The sequence below is a fragment of the Bradyrhizobium septentrionale genome (assembly GCF_011516645.4).
Lineage (GTDB): Bacteria > Pseudomonadota > Alphaproteobacteria > Rhizobiales > Xanthobacteraceae > Bradyrhizobium > Bradyrhizobium septentrionale.
In genome coordinates this window covers 4,853,562-4,873,723 of sequence record NZ_CP088285.1, presented here as the reverse complement: position 1 = coordinate 4,873,723, position 20,162 = coordinate 4,853,562, and the positions used below count along the sequence as shown (strand labels likewise).

The following is a 20,162-nucleotide window of genomic DNA, read 5'->3' as shown; positions in this document are numbered from 1 at the left end:
GTGACGAAATGGCAGCCTGTTTGGCGCGTGAGGGCAGATGCACCAGACTGGTTACACACGCGCGAGCACGCTTGGTCCGATTGCCGATGTCGTGACGGCGGCCGGTGGATCGATCGGGCGGGTGTTCCGCCGCGCCGATCTTCCGCTCGGATTGCTGGAGGCGCCGGACACGCTGTTGCCGCTGCGCGATCACTTCCGGCTGTTGATGGTGACCTCGCGGGAATTGCACGACGAAGTCTTTGCGGTCCGGCTTGGTCGCCAGACGTCGATGGCAGGCCTCGGAATTTTCGGCAGATGGGTGGCCCAGGCCCCGACCTTGCTCGAGGCGATCCACCGCGCAGGAACCAGCCTGCCGCACATGCTGCAGAACGCCACCCAGCTGGTCGTCCGCCGTCATGGCAGCGAAATTCACTGGTCGTATGAATTGACCGACCCTGCGCGCGATGGACGCCGGCAGAACGAGATGCTCGCCATCTGGTACATGATCGCTATCGTCAGGCATTTTGCCGGCGCCTGCTGGCTGCCGAGCCGGATCATCTTTGGCGACCTGCCAAACCGGCTGCGATGTCCGATCGGCGAGTTGACGTGTACCGATACTGCTATTGGCAACGCCGCCAGCGCGATCGTGTTCGATCGGCGGCTGTTGACGGCCGTCAATCCAAATCTCGGACAAGGCGATGGGCTGACCGCGAGTGAGCTCGGACGCATTTTCGACCTGCCGGATCCGGAGGACCTGCCGGGCCGCCTTTCCGTACTGATCCAACTGGAGCTGCTCGATCGGCGTCCGACCCTTTCACGCATCGGAAACCGGTCGGGACTCACAAGACGAACACTGCAACGCAGGCTCAGCGAGGTCGGACTGAGCTATAGCGACCTGCTGCGAAACGCGCTGCAGCGGCGCGCGGTGAGACTGTTGTGCCAGACCGACCGATCGATCGGCGACATTGCATCGGTGCTCGGTTATGGCGACCCCGCCCACTTCAGCCGGGCTTTCGAACGCTGGAGCGGCACGGCTCCCACCCGTTGGCGTCGTCTGCCTGAATCGCGCGTGCGGGCCGAAACCAATGGCTCGCCACTCAGAATAAAATCGCGAACCGATATGTAATTGAGATTGCTACGCAATCCCTTACGCCGTGACTTGTCAGATCCGGAGCCTGCCAGAGCTTCCCAGCTGCAAACATCGGTCAAGGGCGAGGGATATTTCAGAAGACATTCAAATGGTTAGAGGTGCAGGCGTGCGAATTCCCGGCGGCTCGACGGCCTTGAATTCAAATCGCCGTGCGAGCCTTGCGGGCGTCAACCAAAGCCGCACATCGAGCGACTAATGCAAAGGACGCTTCACATCGATCCGGAAACCGGCACCCGAAGACTTGAATCGAACCAGACCGGCAACGAAGCGACAAACAGCCACCGAAAAATAAAACAATGAGCTTCCCTCCGAGCTGAAACACACAGCAACGCTGAACGATGCATAAAGAATGTCGCGACTTCGTTTGGCTCACGGTTCGAATTGAACCTCCCTGTGGTTGTGCGACAAAGGACTCGCATCTAGGTTCCGCACCAGCCGGATTTCTCATGTTTGCCGCCTAAGGACGATTTCCCGCGACGCGGCCTCGACGCCTGCGCCGCCCATACGGCTCCCCTTCGGAGCCGCCAGACCAGGAGACGACTGCATGTCCACCTCACAATCCCCGAAACTCGCGGAATCGACCGCGGTCAACGAGGCCGTCAAGGCACGGATGGCGCCGAAGCAGGCGACACAGGCCGCGCCTGTCGACATCACCGCCAATCCGGTGGCGAAGATCGTCTTCAATCCCGAAGCAGCACCCGAGGAGCGCAGCCGCCAGGTCGGAGCCCTGCTCTCGCCTGATCTCGCCGAGGAGTGCAAGGCGTCGATCAAGCAGCTCGAGGCCTACAAGGAATATCTGGCGCAGCAGCGCACGCTGATGCAGCGCAAGCTGATCGAGTTGTCGTCGACCACCGTCTTCGCCAAGATGAAGCAGACGTTTGCCGACATGAACAAGGGCGTGCTCGACTTCCGCGAGATGATCCGGCCGCTGGTCGACAATCTGGATGCGCTCTACACGCTGCGCACCGCCGGCGACAATGTCGTGCTGGATACCTTCGCGGAGATCGAGGAGGATCGCAAGCGCGAGGCCGATTGGGACCGCCGTACGTCGGAGATCGAATCCGAAACGCGGCAAGTCAACTCCGACAAGGAGATGCTCGATCGCGACATCGCCAAGCTGAAGACGCAAACCGGCCTGTTCGGCGGCATCAAGAAATCCGCGCAGGCCGAAATCGCCGCCAAGGAGCTGCTGATCGCCAAGCGGATGGAAGGCCTGAAGGCCTGCCGCGACAAGGCGCTGGCGATCATCACGGAGAAGGCCGAGCACGACGCCAAGCAGGGCAAGTTCAAGGCCGAGAAGGACCAGGTCCGCAAGATGCTCGACATCTCCGGTCCCGAGCACGTCAAGCGCGTCGAGGGCATCATCAAGGCGGCGCTCGGCTACATCGACAAGTCGCAGGTCTCGGTCTCGGAGCTGCGCGACGAACTCGGCGGGATCGAGGGGCAGGCCGACAAGCTGGTCAAGATCAACTCGCAGATGATCACGGTGGTCGCTATCCTCGACAAGGGCATCGACCTCGCCAGCGCGGCAAACAAGGAGAAGGTGCAGGCGCTGTCGACCGCCCCGGCGGGCGAGGATACGCTTGCCCGTCTCGAACGCGAGCGCAAGAAAAACGATTTCGAGCGCCACGTCACCACGCTGCTGGACAGCGGGCGGAGCACCAAGAAGACGGTGGCCGATCTCGAGAAGGACGCGGTCGACGCCAACACCTTCCACGACGCCCTCGGCAAGCAGAATGTCAATCTGCGCGAACTCTCCAGCGACGGCATCGCCAGCGTCGCGACCAGCCTGAACACCACCATCCAGGCGCTCAACAACTCGGCGCTCAACGAGGCCTCGGAGAGCGTGCGCGATTCGATGCGGGCGATGAACGCGGTGACCGACGACGTCGCCAACAAGGAAGTGATCCGCCAGGCGCTGCAGGTCGACGAGGCATCCAAGCGGATCATGGAGAAGGTCGAGTCGATGTCGAACATCGCCGAATCGCTGCAGGCCGCCAACAAGCTGCGCGAAGACGGGCTCTCCAACATCCAGAGCCGGCTGGGCGAGCTCAGCGATGTCACCGCCACCGTACGTGCGCGGCTGCAGGAGAGCATCGGCATGGATGCCAAGGATCCCGGCGCGTCGGCCGCGTCAGTGGCAGCGAAACCGGTCGACGACAAGGAAATCACCTTCGGGCAAATCTGAGCCCCGCCGTCGGACCGGCGCTGCCGGTCCGGCCTTCCCACTTCCAAGCCTGACCGATGGAAATCTGAAATGGCCGACAACTTCCTGATCACCGGCAGCGAGGCGCTCGCCAACCGGAAGAACTTCAAGCTGGTTGGCTGCACGGAGAAGTTCGAGGAATTGTGCACCATCCTGACGCGGATGGAAGCCAACAGCGTGATCGTCTCCGGTCCGAGCGGCGTCGGCATCACCACGCTGGCGCTGGCGCTGCAGGCGCGCAAGGTCGACCCCGACGCGCCGTTCGACATCGTCAACAAGCGGCTGTTCTGGCTCGACACCGACGGCCTGTTCGGCCTCGGCGACAACGACGCCATCGTCAAGCAGTTCAAGGCCATCTTTGCGACCCTCAACCGCACCCCGGACAGCGTTCTGATTGTGGAGGACACGCTCGACCTGATCGATGCGCTGCGCAACAGTGGGCTGATGCACATCGTCAACGCGTTGACGTCGATGGTGAAGGCGAAGAAGACGCAGGTCTTCCTCGAGGTGCGCGAGGCCGACCTGACCCAGGTGCTCAAGTGTCATTCCGACTTCCGCGATCATTTTACCCTGATGGATCTGACCGAGCCGGTCGGCGCTGAACTCGAGGAGATCGCGCTGCACGGCGCCAAGGATCTCGAGCAGAGCTACGAGGTCCGGATCGATCCGGCTGCGGTCAAGGCCGCCATCGACATGTCGAGCAAGTACCGGTCGCTCGACACCGGCCTCTCCGCGGCGCAACCCGCGCGCACCCGCACGCTGCTCGATCGCGGCATGGCGCGCTATTTGCTGCGGGCGCATTCGACACCGCCGCTGCTCGCGGAGCTCGAGGCCGAGCTCGCGCGTCTGATGGCCGGCGGGCCGTCCTCCGGAAACGAGGAAAAGGCCGCCACCGTGCGTGCCGCCATCGCCCGCCATAAGGCCGAGTTCGCCGAATACCAGGCCAAGATCAAGGGCTACTACGCGGCGCAACGCGAGGGCGAGAAGTCGATCGCACATATGGAGGCCCAGCTGCGCGGGCTCGAGGAAGAGGAGAAGAAGCGGCACCTCGACGATCCCGCCGGCAAGGCCTCTGCCGGCGATGCCGACTTCGATCTGATCGCCAGGGCGTCCGGCTATGCGACGCCCGAGATTCTCAAGCTGCGCGGCGACATCGCGCAGACCCAGGCGGCCGTCGATGAAAATCGGGTGAAATACAAGGCCGTCACCAAGCAGATCAACGATCGGCTGCTGTTCACCGCAGATATGGTGATCGACGAATTCTCGCTGATCTCCGGTATCGACGCCTCCAAGCTCAAGCAGAACGACGCCGTCAAGCTGCTCAATCTGCACGGCTCGCTGAAGCGGCGCGTGTTCGGTCAGGATGAGGTGATCGATCATGTCGATCGTGCGGTCAAGGTCTGGCGGCGGGGGCGGCGCACCGACAAGCCGCTGCCGTTCCTGTTCTGCGGCGCCAGCGGCGTCGGCAAGACCGAGGTCGCCAAGGGGTTGGCGGAAGCCCTGTTCGACACCGACAAGGCGCTGAACCGCTACGACATGGGCGAGTTCATGGAGAAGAACGACGTCACCAAGCTGATCGGCGCGCCTCCGGGCTACGATGGCTTCTCGGCCGGCGGCGAGATGACCAACTCGGTGCGGGCCAATCCGTATCAGGTCATGCTGTGGGACGAGATCGAGAAAGCTCACCCCGACATCTTCAACATCTGCCTCAACATCCTCGACGACGGGCGCTGCCGCGACAATCTGGGCCGCAAGGTCGAGTTCGGCGACGTGGTGATGCCGATGACCACCAACATCGGCGCGGAGCATGCGCTGCGGGTCGGGACCGGTCCCGGCGACCTGAGCCAGGATGAGGCCTATGAACTCACCATCCGCGACCTGAAAAAGGCCTTCCGAACGGAATTCCTGAACCGCTTCGAGGGACGCGAGAACATCATCCTGTTCCACAAGCTCAACATGGACACGATCGAGAAGATCGTGTTCCGTGAAATCTCACGCATCAACGCCTTCTACGCGGCACAATCGATCGAGGTACGCTTCCCCGAGGCGCAGCTGCGGGAGTTCTGCGACAAGACCTATTCGCCCGAGATCGGCGCGCGCGGCCTGCCAGGCCGCATCAAGCGCATCGAGGCCATGATCGTCGAGAAGACGATGACTGAGGCCGCCTTCACCGGTACGCTCGACATCGGCTTCGATGCCACGAGCCGCAATTTCACGTCGACCTGGATCCGCCATGACAGAAAAGCCGCATGACGACGCGAATGCGTTGCTGGACGGCATCGACAAGACGCTGTCCGACTTCAAAACCAAGGCCTATGAGGCCAAGAAGTCCTACGACCAGTCCGACCTCGGGCGCGCCCACCGCGAACTGAGCATGCTCGGCCGGTTCTGGTCGCAGTTCGTCCGCTCCTGCGGCTGGATCTACCTGAAGCTGATCGCTCCGGTCACCTGGCGGATCTACCGCTTCGTGCGCTGGGCGTTCGCCCGCTACCGCGCGCTTTGGGCGCGCTGCGTCTACGCAAAGGACGCCTATGGCGATCCGGAATTCAGCAAGGCGCGCGGCGGCATCATGATCCTCGCGACGATCGCCGTCTGCTACGTCGTCTACTGCGCAGTGGCGGTCGCCGCGACCTTGCCCTGGTACCTCGCCACGGTGCGGCACGACGAGCAGCTATATCTTTCCAACTCCCAGAACCTCTCGAGTTCGCAAACCGAGGGCCCGGAGGTCCACGAGGTCTACGGTTGCGAGACGCTGCCCTGCACCGAGCAGAACACGGTCACCTTCCGGGTGCGCGCAACCTGGTTCAACGAGATCTGGAGCGTGCTCCATCATGGTTCGCTGTTTTATCCCGGCTACGTCGCCGCAGCGGTCAGCCCTGTGCTGAACCGCTGCGTCATCACGTCCTACGGTGTCCGCAAGAAATTCCTGGTGCGATCCTGGGATATCTATCCCGACCTCGTGCAGGTCGAATGCATGCCGACCGGCGCCGGCGAGGGCCAGGACAGCAAGGTGATCAACAACAAGGACTATCGCTAGGTCCACTGCAATGGACAGGCAATTTTTGGCGCGCCGCTCAGGATTAAACTACGAACTCATAGATAATTGAAATTGCTTGTGATTTTGCCAAGGCGAACGATCCGGCAGCCGCCGGCGCCGAGTTCGGCCTCACGCGCTGCAGCAGGGCATCTCGGCACGTCTCACGACAGCATGCGCCTTGGATAGCTTTGGGATCGGAGTATTGTCGTCGGGAGCAGTCGAAGCTTTGAGACCGGGGGATTCGCGTACGCGCTCGATCGCGATCAAGGCAGTGGCGCTCGAAGCGATGCACTCCAGAATCAAGCCGATGGTCGCGACTGCGGTCGGACGGCGCGGCAAATGGAGGACATTATGGCTTGGCGTGACGATAAGGCCCGTGCAACCCTGATCCGCGATGCCGCGGGAAGTGTGCAGCCGGGCAAGGCTCCCCGGAGCTTTGCCGAACTTCTGTTCGGCTACACCAATGTCGAGGACCTCGCCAACCACGATGCCTTGTCGCTGGCCTTCCTGGCGGAGCAAGCCTGGGAGCACGTGCAGCAGCGTACGGCCGGCGGCGCCGACATCCGTGTCGTCAATCCGATGATGCCGGACGGGCGCGAGATTTCCGTGCTCGAGATTCTCAACGACAACATGCCCTTCCTGTTCGATTCCACGACGGCGGAGCTGGCCGAGCAAGGCATCGAAGTCACCCTCGTCGCTCACCCGATCCTCGCGGTGGAGCGCGATGACCAAGGCAAGCTGCTGCGCTTCCACGGCGAAACACTGCCGGAGGGAGCGAAGGGCACACGGGAAAGCCTGATTCATCTCCACATCACCCGCCTGGACGCCGATGCCGATCGCCAGAAGCTGATCGACGGCCTCACCAGGACGTTGAACGACGTCCGCGCCTGCGTCACCGACTGGCGTGCCATGCGCGACCGGGTCGAGGACGCGATCAAGACCTTCTCTTCCAATCCGCCGCCGCTGCCGATCGACGAGGTTGCCGAGGCCAACCAGTTCCTGCAATGGCTCTGCGCGGACAATTTCACCTTCCTCGGCGTGCGCGAATATCGCTTCTCGCCCGACGGCGATGCGTCCGACGACATCACGACCGGCAAAGGCCTCGGCGTGCTCCGCGATCCGGATGCGAAGGTCCTGCGCCGCGGCGGCGAAATGGTGGTGATGACATCGGAAATACGCGAGTTCATGCGCGACCCCACCCTGCTCATCGTCATCAAGGCCAACGTCTCCAGCCGCGTTCATCGTCGCATCCGCATGGATTATGTCGGCATCAAGCTCTATACGCCCGACGGCCGGCTGGAGGGTGAATTGCGGGTCGTCGGCCTGTTCACCTCGGGCGCCTATACCCGCTCCGCACGGCAGATCCCTTATGTCCGCCACAAGGTGACGCGGGCGCTGCAACGCGCCGGCTTCGACCCGAACAGCCATTCGGGCAAGGCGCTTATGCATATTCTCGAAGAATATCCGCGTGACGAATTGTTCCAGGTCGACGTCGACACGCTCTACAATTTCGTCATGGAGATCCTGATCCTCTACGAGCGTCCGCGCGTCCGCGCGCTGGCGCGGGTCGACAAGTTCGATCGCTTCGTCTCCATCCTCACCTTCATTCCGCGCGACAAATACGACACGGACGTCCGCACGCGCGTCGGTGCCTTCCTGGCGCAGGTCTACAAGGGAACGCTGTCGGCCTCCTACGTTTCATTCCCTGAAGGGGCACTTGTGCGCGTCCACTACATCGTCGGACGCTATGACGGCAAAACTCCCGTCGTCGAACGCGCCACGCTCGAAGCCGGGATCAGCGCGATTGCCGCGACCTGGGCCGACAAGCTGAAGGGCGCGCTCACTGCCTCGACCGACGGCATGCGGGCGCGCATGCTCACCACCCGATATGCCCAGGCCTTCAGCGGCGGCTATACCGAGGTGTTCGGCGCGGAACAGGCGATCACCGATATCGCCACCATCGAAAAGCTCACGCCAACCCGCCCCGTGGCGATTTCGGTTCACCGTGACGAAAGCGAGGCCGATCCCAAGCGCTTCGGACTGAAGGTGTTCTCGCACGGCGCGCCCCTGTCGTTGTCCTACCGCGTGCCCGTGATCGAAAATCACGGCCTGCGCGTGGTCAACGAACGCACCTATCAGATCGCGCCGCGCGCCACGCCGGCGCCTCCGCCGGTTTGGCTCCACGAGATGACGATCGAGACCAGCGACGGCCAGCCGATCACGATCAGCCCGGAATTCAGCCATCGCCTTGAAGCCTCGATCATGGCGGTGGTCCGCGATCACGCCGAATCCGATGGATACAACGGCCTGATCCTGCGCACTGCCCTGGGCTGGCGGGAAGTCTCGACCATCCGCGCGCTGTCCCGCTACCTGCACCAGATCCGCGCGCCGTTCACGCAGGATTACATGTGGGAGACCTTGCGCAAGAACGCCGCGATCACGGCCAGCCTCGTCGCGCTGTTCCAGACCCGCCTCGATCCGCGTCTCGCCGCCACGGATGCCGAGCGCTCGGCACGCGAGACGGCCCTGCTTGCCGAGGTCGAGGAGCAGCTCAAATCCGTCGCCTCGCTGGACGAAGACCGCATCCTGCGCCGATTCACCAATTTGGTGCAGGCGACGATACGCACCAATCTGTGGCAGATCGGCGCGGATGGACATCCGCGTCCGGTGATCTCCTTCAAGTTCGATGCGCGCCGGATCGACGACCTGCCGGCGCCACGACCGCTCTACGAGATCTTCGTCTACTCACCTCGCGTCGAAGGTATTCACCTGCGCTTCGGCAAGGTTGCGCGCGGCGGCTTGCGCTGGTCCGACCGGCCGCAGGATTTCCGCACCGAGATCCTCGGCCTCGTGAAAGCGCAGCAGGTCAAGAACGCCGTGATCGTGCCGGTCGGCGCCAAGGGTGGCTTCGTGCCCAAGCGCCTGCCGCCGCCTTCCAATCGCGACGCCTGGCTCGCGGAAGGCACCGAAGCCTATCGCATCTTCGTTCGCTCGCTGCTGGAGCTCACCGACAATCTCGACGGCGACATCGTCGTGCCGCCCGAATCCACTGTGCGCCACGACGGCGACGACCCCTACCTCGTCGTCGCCGCCGACAAGGGCACCGCCACCTTCTCCGACGTCGCCAACGCGATCTCGGTCGAGAAGAACCATTGGCTCGGCGACGCCTTCGCGTCCGGCGGCAGCCAGGGCTACGACCACAAGAAGATGGGGATCACGGCGCGCGGCGCCTGGGAGACGGTCAAGCGCCACTTCCGCGAGCTCGGCACCGACATTCAGACCACGCCGTTCACCGCGGTCGGCGTCGGCGACATGTCCGGCGACGTTTTCGGCAATGGCATGCTGCTCTCGCCGGCGACAAAGCTCGTGGCGGCTTTCGATCACCGCGACATCTTCATCGATCCCTCGCCCGATCCTTCGATCAGCCTCGCCGAGCGCAAGCGCCTGTTCGACCTGCCGCGATCGAGCTGGCAGGACTACAACAAGTCGCTGATCTCGGCGGGCGGCGGCGTGTTCTCGCGCCAGCTCAAGGCGATCCCGCTCACGCCGGAGATACGCACCCTGCTGGATCTCGACAAGCCGCAAGCCACGCCTTTCGAGGTGATGACGGCAATCCTGAAGGCGCGCGCGGATCTCTTGTGGTTTGGCGGCATCGGCACCTATATCCGCTCCGCCGGGGAAAGCGACGATCAGGCCGGCGACCGCGCCAACGATCCGATCCGCATCACGGGCGGCGACGTGCGGGCCCGGGTGATCGGCGAAGGCGCCAATCTCGGCGTCACCCAGCGCGGCCGCATCGAAGCGGCGCAGAAGGGCGTCAAGCTCAACACCGACGCCATCGACAACTCGGCCGGCGTGAACACGTCCGACGTCGAGGTCAATATCAAGATCGCGCTGGCGCGCCTCGAGCGCGAGGGGCGCCTCAGCCCCGCTGACCGCAACAGCCTGCTGGCCGCGATGACCGACGAGGTCGGCACGCTGGTGCTGCGCAACAACTATCTGCAGTCGCTGGCGCTCTCGCTCGCCGAACGCAAGGGCGTGGCCGAGACCGGCTTCCTCACGCGCCTGATGCAGTCGCTCGAGCAACGCAGCTTGCTCAGCCGCGCGGTGGAATTCCTGCCCGACGACGCAGCGCTCACCGAGCGCACACGGCGCGGCCAGTCCCTCGCACGGCCCGAGCTTGCCGTGCTGCTCGCCTACGCCAAGCTGACGCTTTACGATGACCTGCTCGGCACCAGCGTGCCGGACGATCCCTATCTTGCCCGGGAACTCTCGCAGTATTTTCCGCGCGAGGTTCAGGACAAATACCCGACGGCGGTCGAATTCCATCGCCTGCGGCGCGAGATCATCGCGACCAGCCTCGCCAATGCGGTGATCAACCGCGGCGGCCCGGCCTGTGTCGTGCGCCTGATCGACGAGACGGACGCCGATATCCCGACCATCGTCATGGCCTATGTGGCGGTCGATGAATGCTACGGGCTGAAGTGGCTCAGTGACGCGATCGATGCGCTCGATACCTGCATCGACGGGCAGGTGCAGCTGTCGCTCTACGCTTCCGTGCAGGATCTCCTGCTCTCCCGCATGGTCTGGTACGTGCGCAATGTCGATTTCAAGGACGGGCTGGAGGCCGTCGTCGCGCGCTTCGGCCCGGCGATCCGCGAGATCGTCGCCGGGCTCGACGCCGCGCTGCCGCCGGACTTGCAGGCCGCGCGTGCCAAGCGGCGGCAGGAGCTCACCGACGCCGGTGTCCCGGCCGGCCTCGCCGGCGAACTTGCCGATCTCGACGCGCTGGTCTCGGCGCCCGATATCGTGACGGTTGCGGAGCGCACCAGCCGCCCGATCGGCGACGCCGCGGCGACCTTCTTCGCCGCCGAGGCGAATTTCCGCCTCGACCGGATCGTCGCCGCCGCGCGCAGCGTGCCGGCAAACGATTATTTTGAACGGATGGCGATCGACCGCACGGTGGAGCAGATCGCCGGCGCCGAACGAAGGCTGGCTGCGGATATGCTGGCAACCGGCCAGTCCGGCCAGCAGGCCGTCGAGACCTGGCTCGCGGCGCACCCGGAATCTGCGCGCATCCGCCGCTCGGTCGAGGAGATCGCGGCCAGCGGCCTGACGCTCGCCAAGCTGACGGTGGCGGCGAACCTGCTGGGGGACCTGGTCAAGGCCTGAGGCGTGCGAGGCAGCGACGTGAAACGACAAGAGCGCAGGCTGTTAGCCGGCGAACGGAGGACTGCAATGATCCACGCCACTTGCCATACCGCCGATAACGTCCGCTGCATCGAGTTCGATGCCACGCCCTGGTTCAGCGAGGCCGACGCTCCGAGCATTGTCGATTTGGCCCAGCGAGGATGGGCCAGCACGGCGATTGCAGATTCCCTCGAGCGCCGACGAGGCTATGAACCCTTGCACGACCTCGTCGAGTATGCGGCGAAGCGGTTGCAACCGGAATCCCTGGAGGACCCGACCTGGGAAACCTTCGCATGCGTCGTCGATGGACCCGACGCCGTGGCCTGGCTCGAGAGCAACCGGCCCGAAATTGTAGCAAGGATCAGGAACGCCCCGCTCCGATGAAGCGAGCACTACAATCCCGGTGATCTCGCCGCCCAAGCCTTGGTGGCCTGGCAGCTTTCCATCGCTCGGGCGTAGGCAGGGCGGGCCGTCGTGCGGGCGAGATAGTCCCGCTCGGTAGAACCAGGGACGTAGTTGCCAGTTCGCAGGCCGAGCAGGAGGGCGTAGCTCACCGAGATATCGGCAGCAGTGAATCGGTCGCCGGCGAGATAGGGACAATCCGCGAGGCGGCGGATAACCAACCCCAGCCGGCTTTCGAAGGTCTCGAGTGCCCAGCAGGTAACCCGGGCATCCCGCTCGGCTTCGGGCGCCAGTTGGCGACCGACAATGACGGCGTTCATCGGCCCGGCGAGCCCGGCCTCGCCCAAGTGGAGAAATTGCAGATAGGAAGCGAAGGCGGGATCGTCCGGGGCGACGGCAAGCGAGCCTGAGCCGTAGCGGGCGAGCAGGTACTCAAGAATCGCGATCGATTCGACCACGATCGTCTCGCCGTCCTGCAGTGCGGGAATGAAGCCGGCGGGGTTGATCGCGAGAAAATCGCGATCCTTCTCGGCTGCCAGCAGATCGACCGGGCGCAGCCGATAAGCCAATCCCAATTCCTCAAGCAGCCAAACAACACGGAAGCCACGACCTTCGCCATAGACGGTGAGCATAGTTAAGCGTTCCTGGATTGCGCTAGATATACTCACTCGCAGAGATAAGCCGGCCGCGCAACGGACTATCGATGGCGCATCATGCGCGCAAGGCTTGGCGCATATTCGTCATCCGACAGCGCCGGCCCTGCCCACTTTATCGGTTCATGACCTAATGCTGCACGCGGTCCGGAAACGCCGTGTAGACGAACCAGGGTTCTGGATCCTCAGCCGTCGGAACATGGTTTTGCCTGGGCCTGATGACGATGGTCACGCCCTTCAAGTGCTCGTCCCAAAACACGCCCTTGTCGAGCACCTGATCGTTCGGGTTCTTGTAGACCTTCTTGAGCCATCCGCCGCCGGTTTCGTAACCGACGGCCTTGTTTTCTCGGACCCACTCCTTGCCGCCGGCCGTCGTGGTCCGGATCTCGTCGATATTATCGTGGATAATCTGTCCGATCGCCTTCATCATCGTGTCCTGGTCGCGCCACCTCGAAGCTGCCTTGGTCTTGCCTTGACCCCGCCAGACACTGAAATTTGTCGGCTGACCGTTGGTTTCCGATGGCGGCACCGCGAGCTTCTTCTCGCCGACGACCCTCTCCAGGAGTTTCGTCTCGGTCAGGTGCTCGTTGTGTCGTCCCAAAAGGTGCCCTCCCTCCTTTTCCCAAATCAGGAGCTCGCGCGCGCCGACCTGCTTGTATTGCTTCGGCAAGCGAGGGGTGACGCTCGGTGGTGCGCCAACCGGCTTCTTCGGTGGGCCGGGCTTCATCGCCTGCACGAACAGGCCGCCCGGCTCCGAGCCCGTCGCCATGCTGAAGTGCAGGAAGGAAACATTCATGCCGACGTAGCCCGCGAAGGTATTGGTCAGCATCGCCAGTTCGAGAAGTTCGTGGCGGCGCTTGATGTTGAATTCGATCGTGGTTCGGAAATCGACCAGGTCCGGGGTGGTCGATCCGTTCAGCATCATCTCGTCGCGGGCGTTCATCGGGATGATGGTGCCGTTTCGCCGCACGTAGTGATCGATGATCGGCGGCTCATAAGGCTTCAGCCGCACCAGTCGCATTCCGGGAATGCTGGTCCGGACCGGAACGTCGTCGAGCGAAAGCTCGAGCTTTCGTCCGTCGTCGTAGTAAACGACCATCGTATGGAATTCGAAGGTATTCGGATTCGGATCGCTGGTGACGTTCGAGATGTTGTGGTTGACGAAGCGCTCCTGATATTCGGGGTCGGAATGGGCTATCGTGCGAACGGTCTTGGCGTCTTCATCGACCAGTCGATACTGCTGGCTCCGTGGCTCCGGCTTCGGCGCTGCCCCCTTCACCGCCGTCAGGATTGCGAGCAGATCGTTCCGCGCGCTCGGCGACACACGAGTGTTGAAAGCGGTGGCAAGCGCATCGCTCGCATCAGGCGTGGAGAGACGTTCGTACAGCTTCAAGGCCAGTGCCGGATCGTCGACGGCCTGAAAGGCCGCTTTCAGCGAATTCAGACGCCGCACCCCGTCCGGCCCCGAAAGTGGCGCGCGCAGCAGCGCCATCACATCGGTCTCGAATTGCTGCTCTGTCATCTCTGGTCTCCAACAACCGCCCGGCAACGTCCGTTGGACGTAGCGGGCGTTGCACCGGTTCGAACAGTCGCGACATGTTGAACGGCCCGGAGGCTCTCGTTCGGTCTGTGATCTCTGCACACACTGAGGGCAACACACGCGTGCCCACCTCCTTGTATTGCTTCGGCAAGCGAGGGGTGACACTCGGCGGTGCGTCAACCGGCTTCTTCGGTGGGCCGGGCTTCTGCGCCTGCGAGGCGGGATGACTACGAGGCATCAATTGAATGCACTGTCACCGTAATTCCGATGTCGCCGGAGTTGGGCCACTCGCGTCACTCGCGCCGCACTCGCGCGGCGGCAACTCAAATAAGCGGTGAGGCACGCGGCTCGCTGCCGCTGTCTCTCATCGATCTCTAACGCGTTTCACCCAAAATTCGCCGCTACTCGTTCGTTCACAGCTTCAAGCGTACCCTGATTTGCTCAGGCGGCAATGACGATCACGCTTCCAGAGGATATCCTCTCTGTATTCATGATTGATATCCTCTATCCAACTCCCCTTCACCTCGATTGTTGGCGGATTAGGCAGTGGCGCGCGCAGTCCCAATGAAGTTGGGTTGCGTTCAGCCACCTCCTGGGCATGAATTCATTCTCTGGTGCGGCCAAGAATGGTGCCCCGTCACCTAGTACCCAGATTTTGCTAAACGGACCAACGAACGATCGCTCCAGAAGTGCGAATTCGTCGAGCGAAAGCTTCTGGCAGGTCAAAGCCAATGGCCTTCTAAGCTGTTTGATGATCTCGTTGTTAAACTGAATGCCTTCCTCGCAAGAAAGGTAATACTGAGCACGGTACCCACCACGGCTGTTAAACAGAGCATCAAATGTGTCACGATCAAGTGGAAACGTTGCGACGCTCCGACGGCATCCGATCATCTCCTCACCTTGCTGCCAGTGCCAGCAGGCAAGGCCTTCACGAGCTGCCGTCTCAGCTTCTGCTGCAACATCACGAATGAGCTCCTCGGCTCCAACAGGATGCGATAATCTGGCGGCACGCGCGGCATCCTTCATTCCCGAGAGATCCCACTCTGCAAGATCAACCATTCGCAACATTCGCCCTCCAAGTAGCCTGGACGTTAAGCCGCCCGCTCGCCGATGGCGGCGCAAGGCCCGCGAGATCATGGCGGTCGGCGCATATCGATCCGCAGAAGAGGCGGATCGCTACACTCGGGCGGCGGACCGAAAGAAAACGTTTGACTCGGCCCAGGCGAAGCTAAGGGGATGAAGGTGGGATCGAAAAGACCAACGCTAGTTATGCTCAACTAGGCCGCCCGCCAGTCTATATCGGGTATCCAGACTTCCTGAGGTTCGGGAATCCCAGCCTCAAGAGCCGCCCCGAACGCCTTGATGGCTTCGCGCGAATTAGCATGCATCATGGCTTGAGCAAGCGCCTGAAGTGATGGGGTTCGAGCGTTGTAGTGAATAGACTTCCGTTGTTGTTAGAAAACCTGAGTTCGATCACTCCGAACTCAACTTTTAGTCCTGATTTGAATTTGGCCCTTGGAGCAAGAGAGCTTACGGCATTTTCCTGCTCTCGCGTCACTTCAATCGGCGGCATAGGAATCGACATTGGTGGCTCCCCGAGATCAAATGGAACGAACGTTCAATTGGGGAACCTAGATTCGGCCGGAATTGCGGTTGGGGCCGGCAAGGCGCCGCGAATTGAGCGCGGGTCTACCGAACGCGCTTCGAGCTACGCTCGGCCTTCGCGCGAGAGGGATGTGGCCTCCGGCTTGCGCTCGCTATTCGGCGCGCACGTAAGTCGAACGGAAATAAAGGTCCGGACCGCCGGTTGGGTCCTTGATCGGATCCGACGTCATCGTCAGGTCATTGCCCTTGATCTCGAAACCAGAGGTGATCGGCTGCAGGTACTGCACCGCGGACACTTCGGGATAGAATACCACCCTGTTGCCGCCGATCGACTCGAAGGGGCCGGCGGCACTGGCCATGGTTTTCGACCATGCAATACGGTCAGCATCGGTCACGGCGCCGACGCTGGCTTTGCGATCCTCGGCGAAGAACATGTAGATCATCCGGCCACCTGTGGTGTGGATGCGATAGCCCTTGGGGTGTTCCCCGTAGGTCTTCACCACGGTCTCGACACCGACCTGGCGCCGCTCGAAGCTGACCAGCTTCCAGACGCCGATGAATTGCGACGGCACGTCGTCGGTCATGGCGTCGATCAAGGCCCCTGGTGGCGTTCAACGTCCGGCTTCGCGCAGACCTTTATTCGTCGTCGATGCGACGAACGCGCCTCGGCATTCGAAAATCATTGATTTTTTGGCGCTCCCTAGGGGAATCGAACCCCTGTTTCAGCCTTGAGAGGGCCAAATAATAAGTCCCTCTCCGTTCGTCATCGTCCGCCGACGTTCAATAATTTCAATAGGTTGAACGCCCTTAGTCCGGTATTGCTCGCCAATGTACATGGGTTTATATTCAACGGATATTCGACGTAAAACCGGCGAACGCTATGTCGAAGACACTCACCGAGGCTCAAGTTACGACGGCTAAAGCGCGCTCCAGGCTCGAGCTTGGCGTGCATTGGCGTCGCCTCGATGCGGAAGCGCATCTGGGCTATCGCAAAGGAAGACAGAGCGGCATTTGGCTTGTCCGCTGGCGCAATCACTACGGAGGCGGCAACTACAAGCAGGCGCAAGTCGGCGTCGCCAACGACATCAATGACAAGCCCGCCGACGGGATTCTGACCTTCGAACAGGCCGTGGGAACGGCACGGGAGGCCGTAGCTCGAGTCAGAACAGAAGCCGCGTCGCACGCGGCGGGCCCGGCTCCTACCGTGCGATCGGCCGTTGAATCCTACGTCAAGGAACGCGACGCTCGAGAAAAACGCCGAACAGGTCGCGACGTCCGATCCGACGCCGGTACCAAGCTGCGGCGCTACGTACTTGGTCAAGAAAAGCGCGGCAATCAGGAAGCTGCTGAAGCTGCTGCTCTCGCATCGGTGTATCTGCATGCCTTGAAAGAGGACGACTTGATAACGTGGCGTGAGGGTTTGCCGGAGGACTTAAAGGTCACGACCAAGCAGCGGTTCGTGAATGACCTCAAGGCCGCACTAAATGCCGCGTGGCCGCGGCTTTCCGCAGATCGGAAGAAACTAAACCCGACGTTCCTCGCCATTGTGAAGGCCGGCTTCAAAGCCGAGCGGATCGATGATGATGACGATGTGTCGGTTGCTCGGGATAACCAGATTCTCACGGATGAAGAGGTTGGCGCCATCCTTCAAGCTGCGCATGAAGTCGATCAGGAGCTTGGGTTTGATGGCGATCTATATCGGATCGTCGTATGCTTGGCCGCGACCGGCGCGCGGTATGCCCAGGTCAGGCGAATGCGCGTGGGCGACGTACAGGTTTCTGCGCGGCGTCTGATGGTGCCGGGTTCCTACAAGGGGCGCGGGGGTAATAGCGGCTCAGACCCGGTCCCAGTGGGTGACGATGTAATTGCGGTGCTTTTACCCGCAATTACCGGCCGGCCAAGCGATGCACCTCTTCTCGAGCGATGGATCCATGAACAGGAGCCAAGGGGTATCGCGTGGAAGAAGTCTGAACGCGGTCCATGGAAAAGAGCCGAACTTGCACGGCCCTGGAAGGCCATTCGCGAGCGCGCCGGTATGCCAGAGGTGATTCCCTATGCTTTGCGGCACTCGAGCATCGTCCGCGGTCTCCGAAAGGGCTTGCCCATTCAACAGGTGGCCAAACTGCACAACACCTCAGTCAAAATGATCGAGCGGCATTACGCGAAATACATTGCGACCGCCTTGGAAGACCTCGCAAGAGCTGTAGTCGTGTCGCTGGTGCCGCGGAGTGGTGGAAACGTGGTGCCGATGGGAAAACGCGCGTAGGCGCCCTTCCCGAGCCTGGTTCCAAAGCGATGTGTGTCCTTATCGGTCGCAGGACGGCTGTCTGGTACGAACGGCCGCTTTGCGCCAAGAGCTGCCCTCGGAAGGCGAAGGCCACACGTTCGAATCGTGTCGGGTGCGCCATTTCGGTACAAAACTGGGCACTCCAAAACCTGCCGATTTTGCGCCGGACGCGGCGACGAGAGTGCGCAAGAGCACGCTTTTCGATCCCATGATGCGAACTTCTTTCGCGTCCACCTCGATGCGCTGGGCCAGCGCGCGCAGGTGATCGCGGCGGTAGCCGCCCTGTTCGGTCCGCATGCGCCGGCGGGCCTGGCTGGCGAAGGTCTTGAGCGCCTGGGGTGTGATGCTCGGCCCAGCCCGATCCAGCGCACCCTCGCCCCGCTCCGCGTCGGCGCGGGCCTGGTCGCGGATCGACTTCAGCTCGGTTACACGCTCCTTGAGCATCGGGTCTGAGACGTCGGCGATCCCGTTTTCGATGGCGTCGTATAGCCGCTTGAGTTTGGCTTCCGCTTCGGCCGCACGCTTGCGCAATTCGGCGATATGCGTCGTTCGGCGCTCGGCGCGCTCCTTCCGGCGATGCAGGACGGCCGATAAGACTTCCTCGAGACGTTTGGGCTGCAAAAGGCGGTGCTCGATGTGCTCGGCTACGACGCTGTCGAGCTTTTCCATCGGAACGGTGCGGCCTTTGCAGCCGGTCTCGCCCTGCCGGGCCTTGGTCGAGCACGTGTAGTACCTGTACCGTCCACTCTTCCCGGTCCTCAGTGTCATCGCGCCGCCGCAGGTGGCGCAAAAGCAGATGCCGGTAAGGAGGGTCGGTCCGCTGACGACGCGCGGCGCGGTCAGCGCCGGGCAGCGCGTCTTGAGTAGCATCTGCACGGCCTCGAACTCGGCCGCATCGATGATCGGCGGCACCGCCATTTCCACCACCTCGGCGTCCGGTTTGCGCTCGCGGGTCTTCCAAAATTTGGTGTTGAACCGGTGACGGCCGATGTACGTGGTTCGCGTTAGTACCTTGTGCACGGCATCGACGCCCCAGCGTCCGCCATCGCGCGTTCGGATGCCGGCTTCGTTCAGATGCTTGGCGATCGATTTGACGCCCATCGACCCGGATGAGCCGCTTCCTTCGCGCGCCAGGCGATAGATCAGCCGCACGGTCTTGGCCTGGATAGGATCGATCTCCAGCGTCTTCTTGGTGCGATGGCCGCGCTGCTCACTGGCTTCCACGATACGGTAACCGATCGGCGGCAACGCGCCATTCCAGAAGCCTTGCCGTGCGTTCTCCTTCATCGCTCGCAGCGTGTGCTTGGCATTCTCCTTGGACTGATATTCGTCGAACAGTGCCATGATTTGGCGGATCATGTTGCTCATCGGATCATCGCCGAGTTCCTGCGTGATCGACACCAGCCGCACGCCATTCTTGGCGAGCCGGCGGACATAAAACTCAAGCTGGAACTGGTCGCGGAAGAAGCGGCTGAAGCTGTGGACCAGGATCACGTCGAACGCCGGCGGCTTGACCGTCGCCGCGTCGATCATGCGCTGGAACTCCGGCCGCCGATCGTCGGTCGCGGACGCTCCGGGCTCGACATAGTCAGCGACGATCTCCCACCCACGAGACGCACAATGAGCCTTCGCCTGGCGGCGCTGATCCGGGATAGAAAGATCGCTGTCTGCTTGCCGCCCCGTCGAGACCCGCAGGTAGAGAGCCGCCCGAACCGTCGCTGCCATGGTGATTTCCCCCTTAGCCGTCTCCAAACAGCTCGTCGAACAGGTCGCCGAACCAAGCCTCAAAGACGGCGATCTCGGCTTCAGCAACCGGCACGTCTTCCGGCCAGTCATCCGTCACCGTCCATGTCACCGAAGTGCGCTTCGCTCCTCGCCGGCTAGGACGCGCGGGCGCCACTGCATAGTCGTAGAGATCGTCGCATTGCACGTTGGTCGACACGCGCCGCTGCGATTCTTGAGAGCGAGCCATGGCGCCATTGTGGCAAGCTTGGCCGATCCACTGAACAGCCGAAGCGCGCGCTACATCACGCTGCTGTGCTCCGACCTCGCGCTTCGTCTGCCGGCTGAGCGCAATCGCGCAGAGCAAGCTATGATCGCATGGCAGCAAAGG

The 20,162-nt window shown here is 62.4% G+C and carries 14 protein-coding genes and 1 tRNA gene; 7 read left to right on the top strand and 8 right to left on the bottom strand.

The genetic code is table 11. The features are described from left to right. The first annotated feature begins 37 nt into the window (after nucleotides 1–37). The 6 genes from HAP48_RS24960 to HAP48_RS24935 all read left to right on the top strand — a co-directional run bounded on the left by HAP48_RS24960 (nucleotide 38) and on the right by HAP48_RS24935 (nucleotide 11,946). The gene (locus HAP48_RS24960) at nucleotides 38–1,105 is read left to right on the top strand and encodes a helix-turn-helix domain-containing protein (protein WP_166209368.1); all 1,068 of its coding nucleotides are present in this window, start codon (nucleotides 38–40) and stop codon (nucleotides 1,103–1,105) included. A 568-nt stretch (nucleotides 1,106–1,673) separates the two neighbouring features. Then, complete coding sequence (locus tag HAP48_RS24955; protein WP_166209371.1) at nucleotides 1,674–3,317, top strand: hypothetical protein; 1,644 nt, start codon at nucleotides 1,674–1,676, stop codon at nucleotides 3,315–3,317. A 69-nt stretch (nucleotides 3,318–3,386) separates the two neighbouring features. Beyond that, a complete protein-coding gene (locus HAP48_RS24950) occupies nucleotides 3,387–5,588 on the top strand; it encodes an AAA family ATPase (RefSeq protein ID WP_166209374.1) in 2,202 nt (733 codons plus the stop codon). Then, entirely contained in the window at nucleotides 5,569–6,372 is an 804-nt protein-coding gene (locus HAP48_RS24945; protein ID WP_166209377.1) for a hypothetical protein, read from the top strand. Before HAP48_RS24950 ends, HAP48_RS24945 begins: the two co-directional genes overlap by 20 nt. A gap of 339 nt (nucleotides 6,373–6,711) precedes the next feature. After that, the gene (locus HAP48_RS24940) at nucleotides 6,712–11,544 is read left to right on the top strand and encodes an NAD-glutamate dehydrogenase (RefSeq protein ID WP_166209380.1); all 4,833 of its coding nucleotides are present in this window, start codon (nucleotides 6,712–6,714) and stop codon (nucleotides 11,542–11,544) included. 66 nt (nucleotides 11,545–11,610) lie between these two features. Then, on the top strand, nucleotides 11,611–11,946 hold the full coding sequence (locus tag HAP48_RS24935) for a hypothetical protein (RefSeq protein ID WP_166209383.1): 336 nt from the start codon (nucleotides 11,611–11,613) through the stop codon (nucleotides 11,944–11,946). A gap of 8 nt (nucleotides 11,947–11,954) precedes the next feature. Here the strand turns inward: HAP48_RS24935 and HAP48_RS24930 are convergent, their stop codons facing one another. The 6 genes from HAP48_RS24930 to HAP48_RS24905 form a co-directional block, all read right to left on the bottom strand. Beyond that, nucleotides 11,955–12,596 carry a glutathione S-transferase family protein gene (locus HAP48_RS24930; RefSeq protein ID WP_166209386.1) on the bottom strand — a complete coding sequence of 214 codons (642 nt, stop codon included), beginning with the start codon at nucleotides 12,594–12,596 and terminating at the stop codon, nucleotides 11,955–11,957. A gap of 151 nt (nucleotides 12,597–12,747) precedes the next feature. Beyond that, nucleotides 12,748–14,139 carry a hypothetical protein gene (locus HAP48_RS24925; protein WP_166209389.1) on the bottom strand — a complete coding sequence of 464 codons (1,392 nt, stop codon included), beginning with the start codon at nucleotides 14,137–14,139 and terminating at the stop codon, nucleotides 12,748–12,750. A 537-nt stretch (nucleotides 14,140–14,676) separates the two neighbouring features. After that, nucleotides 14,677–15,216, bottom strand: a complete 540-nt coding sequence (locus HAP48_RS24920; protein ID WP_166209392.1) for a hypothetical protein — start codon at nucleotides 15,214–15,216, stop codon at nucleotides 14,677–14,679. Nucleotides 15,217–15,544: 328 nt separating this feature from the next. Further along, nucleotides 15,545–15,742, bottom strand: a complete 198-nt coding sequence (locus HAP48_RS24915) for a hypothetical protein (protein ID WP_166209395.1) — start codon at nucleotides 15,740–15,742, stop codon at nucleotides 15,545–15,547. A 172-nt stretch (nucleotides 15,743–15,914) separates the two neighbouring features. After that, nucleotides 15,915–16,346 carry a lipocalin-like domain-containing protein gene (locus tag HAP48_RS24910; protein ID WP_166209398.1) on the bottom strand — a complete coding sequence of 144 codons (432 nt, stop codon included), beginning with the start codon at nucleotides 16,344–16,346 and terminating at the stop codon, nucleotides 15,915–15,917. A gap of 107 nt (nucleotides 16,347–16,453) precedes the next feature. Then, nucleotides 16,454–16,528 (bottom strand) — tRNA-Glu (locus HAP48_RS24905). Nucleotides 16,529–16,642: 114 nt separating this feature from the next. Here HAP48_RS24905 and HAP48_RS24900 point away from each other — a divergent pair. Beyond that, nucleotides 16,643–18,028, top strand: a complete 1,386-nt coding sequence (locus HAP48_RS24900; RefSeq protein WP_165125820.1) for a tyrosine-type recombinase/integrase — start codon at nucleotides 16,643–16,645, stop codon at nucleotides 18,026–18,028. Between the two features lie 39 nt (nucleotides 18,029–18,067). Here HAP48_RS24900 and HAP48_RS24895 read toward each other — a convergent pair whose 3' ends face one another. After that, complete coding sequence (locus HAP48_RS24895; protein WP_166209401.1) at nucleotides 18,068–19,774, bottom strand: recombinase family protein; 1,707 nt, start codon at nucleotides 19,772–19,774, stop codon at nucleotides 18,068–18,070. A gap of 13 nt (nucleotides 19,775–19,787) precedes the next feature. After that, the gene (locus HAP48_RS24890; protein ID WP_143278893.1) at nucleotides 19,788–20,138 is read right to left on the bottom strand and encodes a hypothetical protein; all 351 of its coding nucleotides are present in this window, start codon (nucleotides 20,136–20,138) and stop codon (nucleotides 19,788–19,790) included. Nucleotides 20,139–20,162: the final 24 nt, after the last annotated feature.

Coding starts and splice junctions, on each gene's coding strand:
- HAP48_RS24935 (WP_166209383.1), top strand. CDS start 11,611: ATGATCCACGCCACTTGCCATACCGCCGATAACGTCCGCTGCATCGAG.
- HAP48_RS24920 (WP_166209392.1), bottom strand. CDS start 15,216: ATGGTTGATCTTGCAGAGTGGGATCTCTCGGGAATGAAGGATGCCGCG.
- HAP48_RS24900 (WP_165125820.1), top strand. CDS start 16,643: ATGTCGAAGACACTCACCGAGGCTCAAGTTACGACGGCTAAAGCGCGC.
- HAP48_RS24960 (WP_166209368.1), top strand. CDS start 38: ATGCACCAGACTGGTTACACACGCGCGAGCACGCTTGGTCCGATTGCC.
- HAP48_RS24955 (WP_166209371.1), top strand. CDS start 1,674: ATGTCCACCTCACAATCCCCGAAACTCGCGGAATCGACCGCGGTCAAC.
- HAP48_RS24925 (WP_166209389.1), bottom strand. CDS start 14,139: ATGACAGAGCAGCAATTCGAGACCGATGTGATGGCGCTGCTGCGCGCG.
- HAP48_RS24940 (WP_166209380.1), top strand. CDS start 6,712: ATGGAGGACATTATGGCTTGGCGTGACGATAAGGCCCGTGCAACCCTG.
- HAP48_RS24950 (WP_166209374.1), top strand. CDS start 3,387: ATGGCCGACAACTTCCTGATCACCGGCAGCGAGGCGCTCGCCAACCGG.
- HAP48_RS24930 (WP_166209386.1), bottom strand. CDS start 12,596: ATGCTCACCGTCTATGGCGAAGGTCGTGGCTTCCGTGTTGTTTGGCTG.
- HAP48_RS24915 (WP_166209395.1), bottom strand. CDS start 15,742: ATGTCGATTCCTATGCCGCCGATTGAAGTGACGCGAGAGCAGGAAAAT.
- HAP48_RS24945 (WP_166209377.1), top strand. CDS start 5,569: ATGACAGAAAAGCCGCATGACGACGCGAATGCGTTGCTGGACGGCATC.
- HAP48_RS24895 (WP_166209401.1), bottom strand. CDS start 19,774: ATGGCAGCGACGGTTCGGGCGGCTCTCTACCTGCGGGTCTCGACGGGG.
- HAP48_RS24910 (WP_166209398.1), bottom strand. CDS start 16,346: ATGACCGACGACGTGCCGTCGCAATTCATCGGCGTCTGGAAGCTGGTC.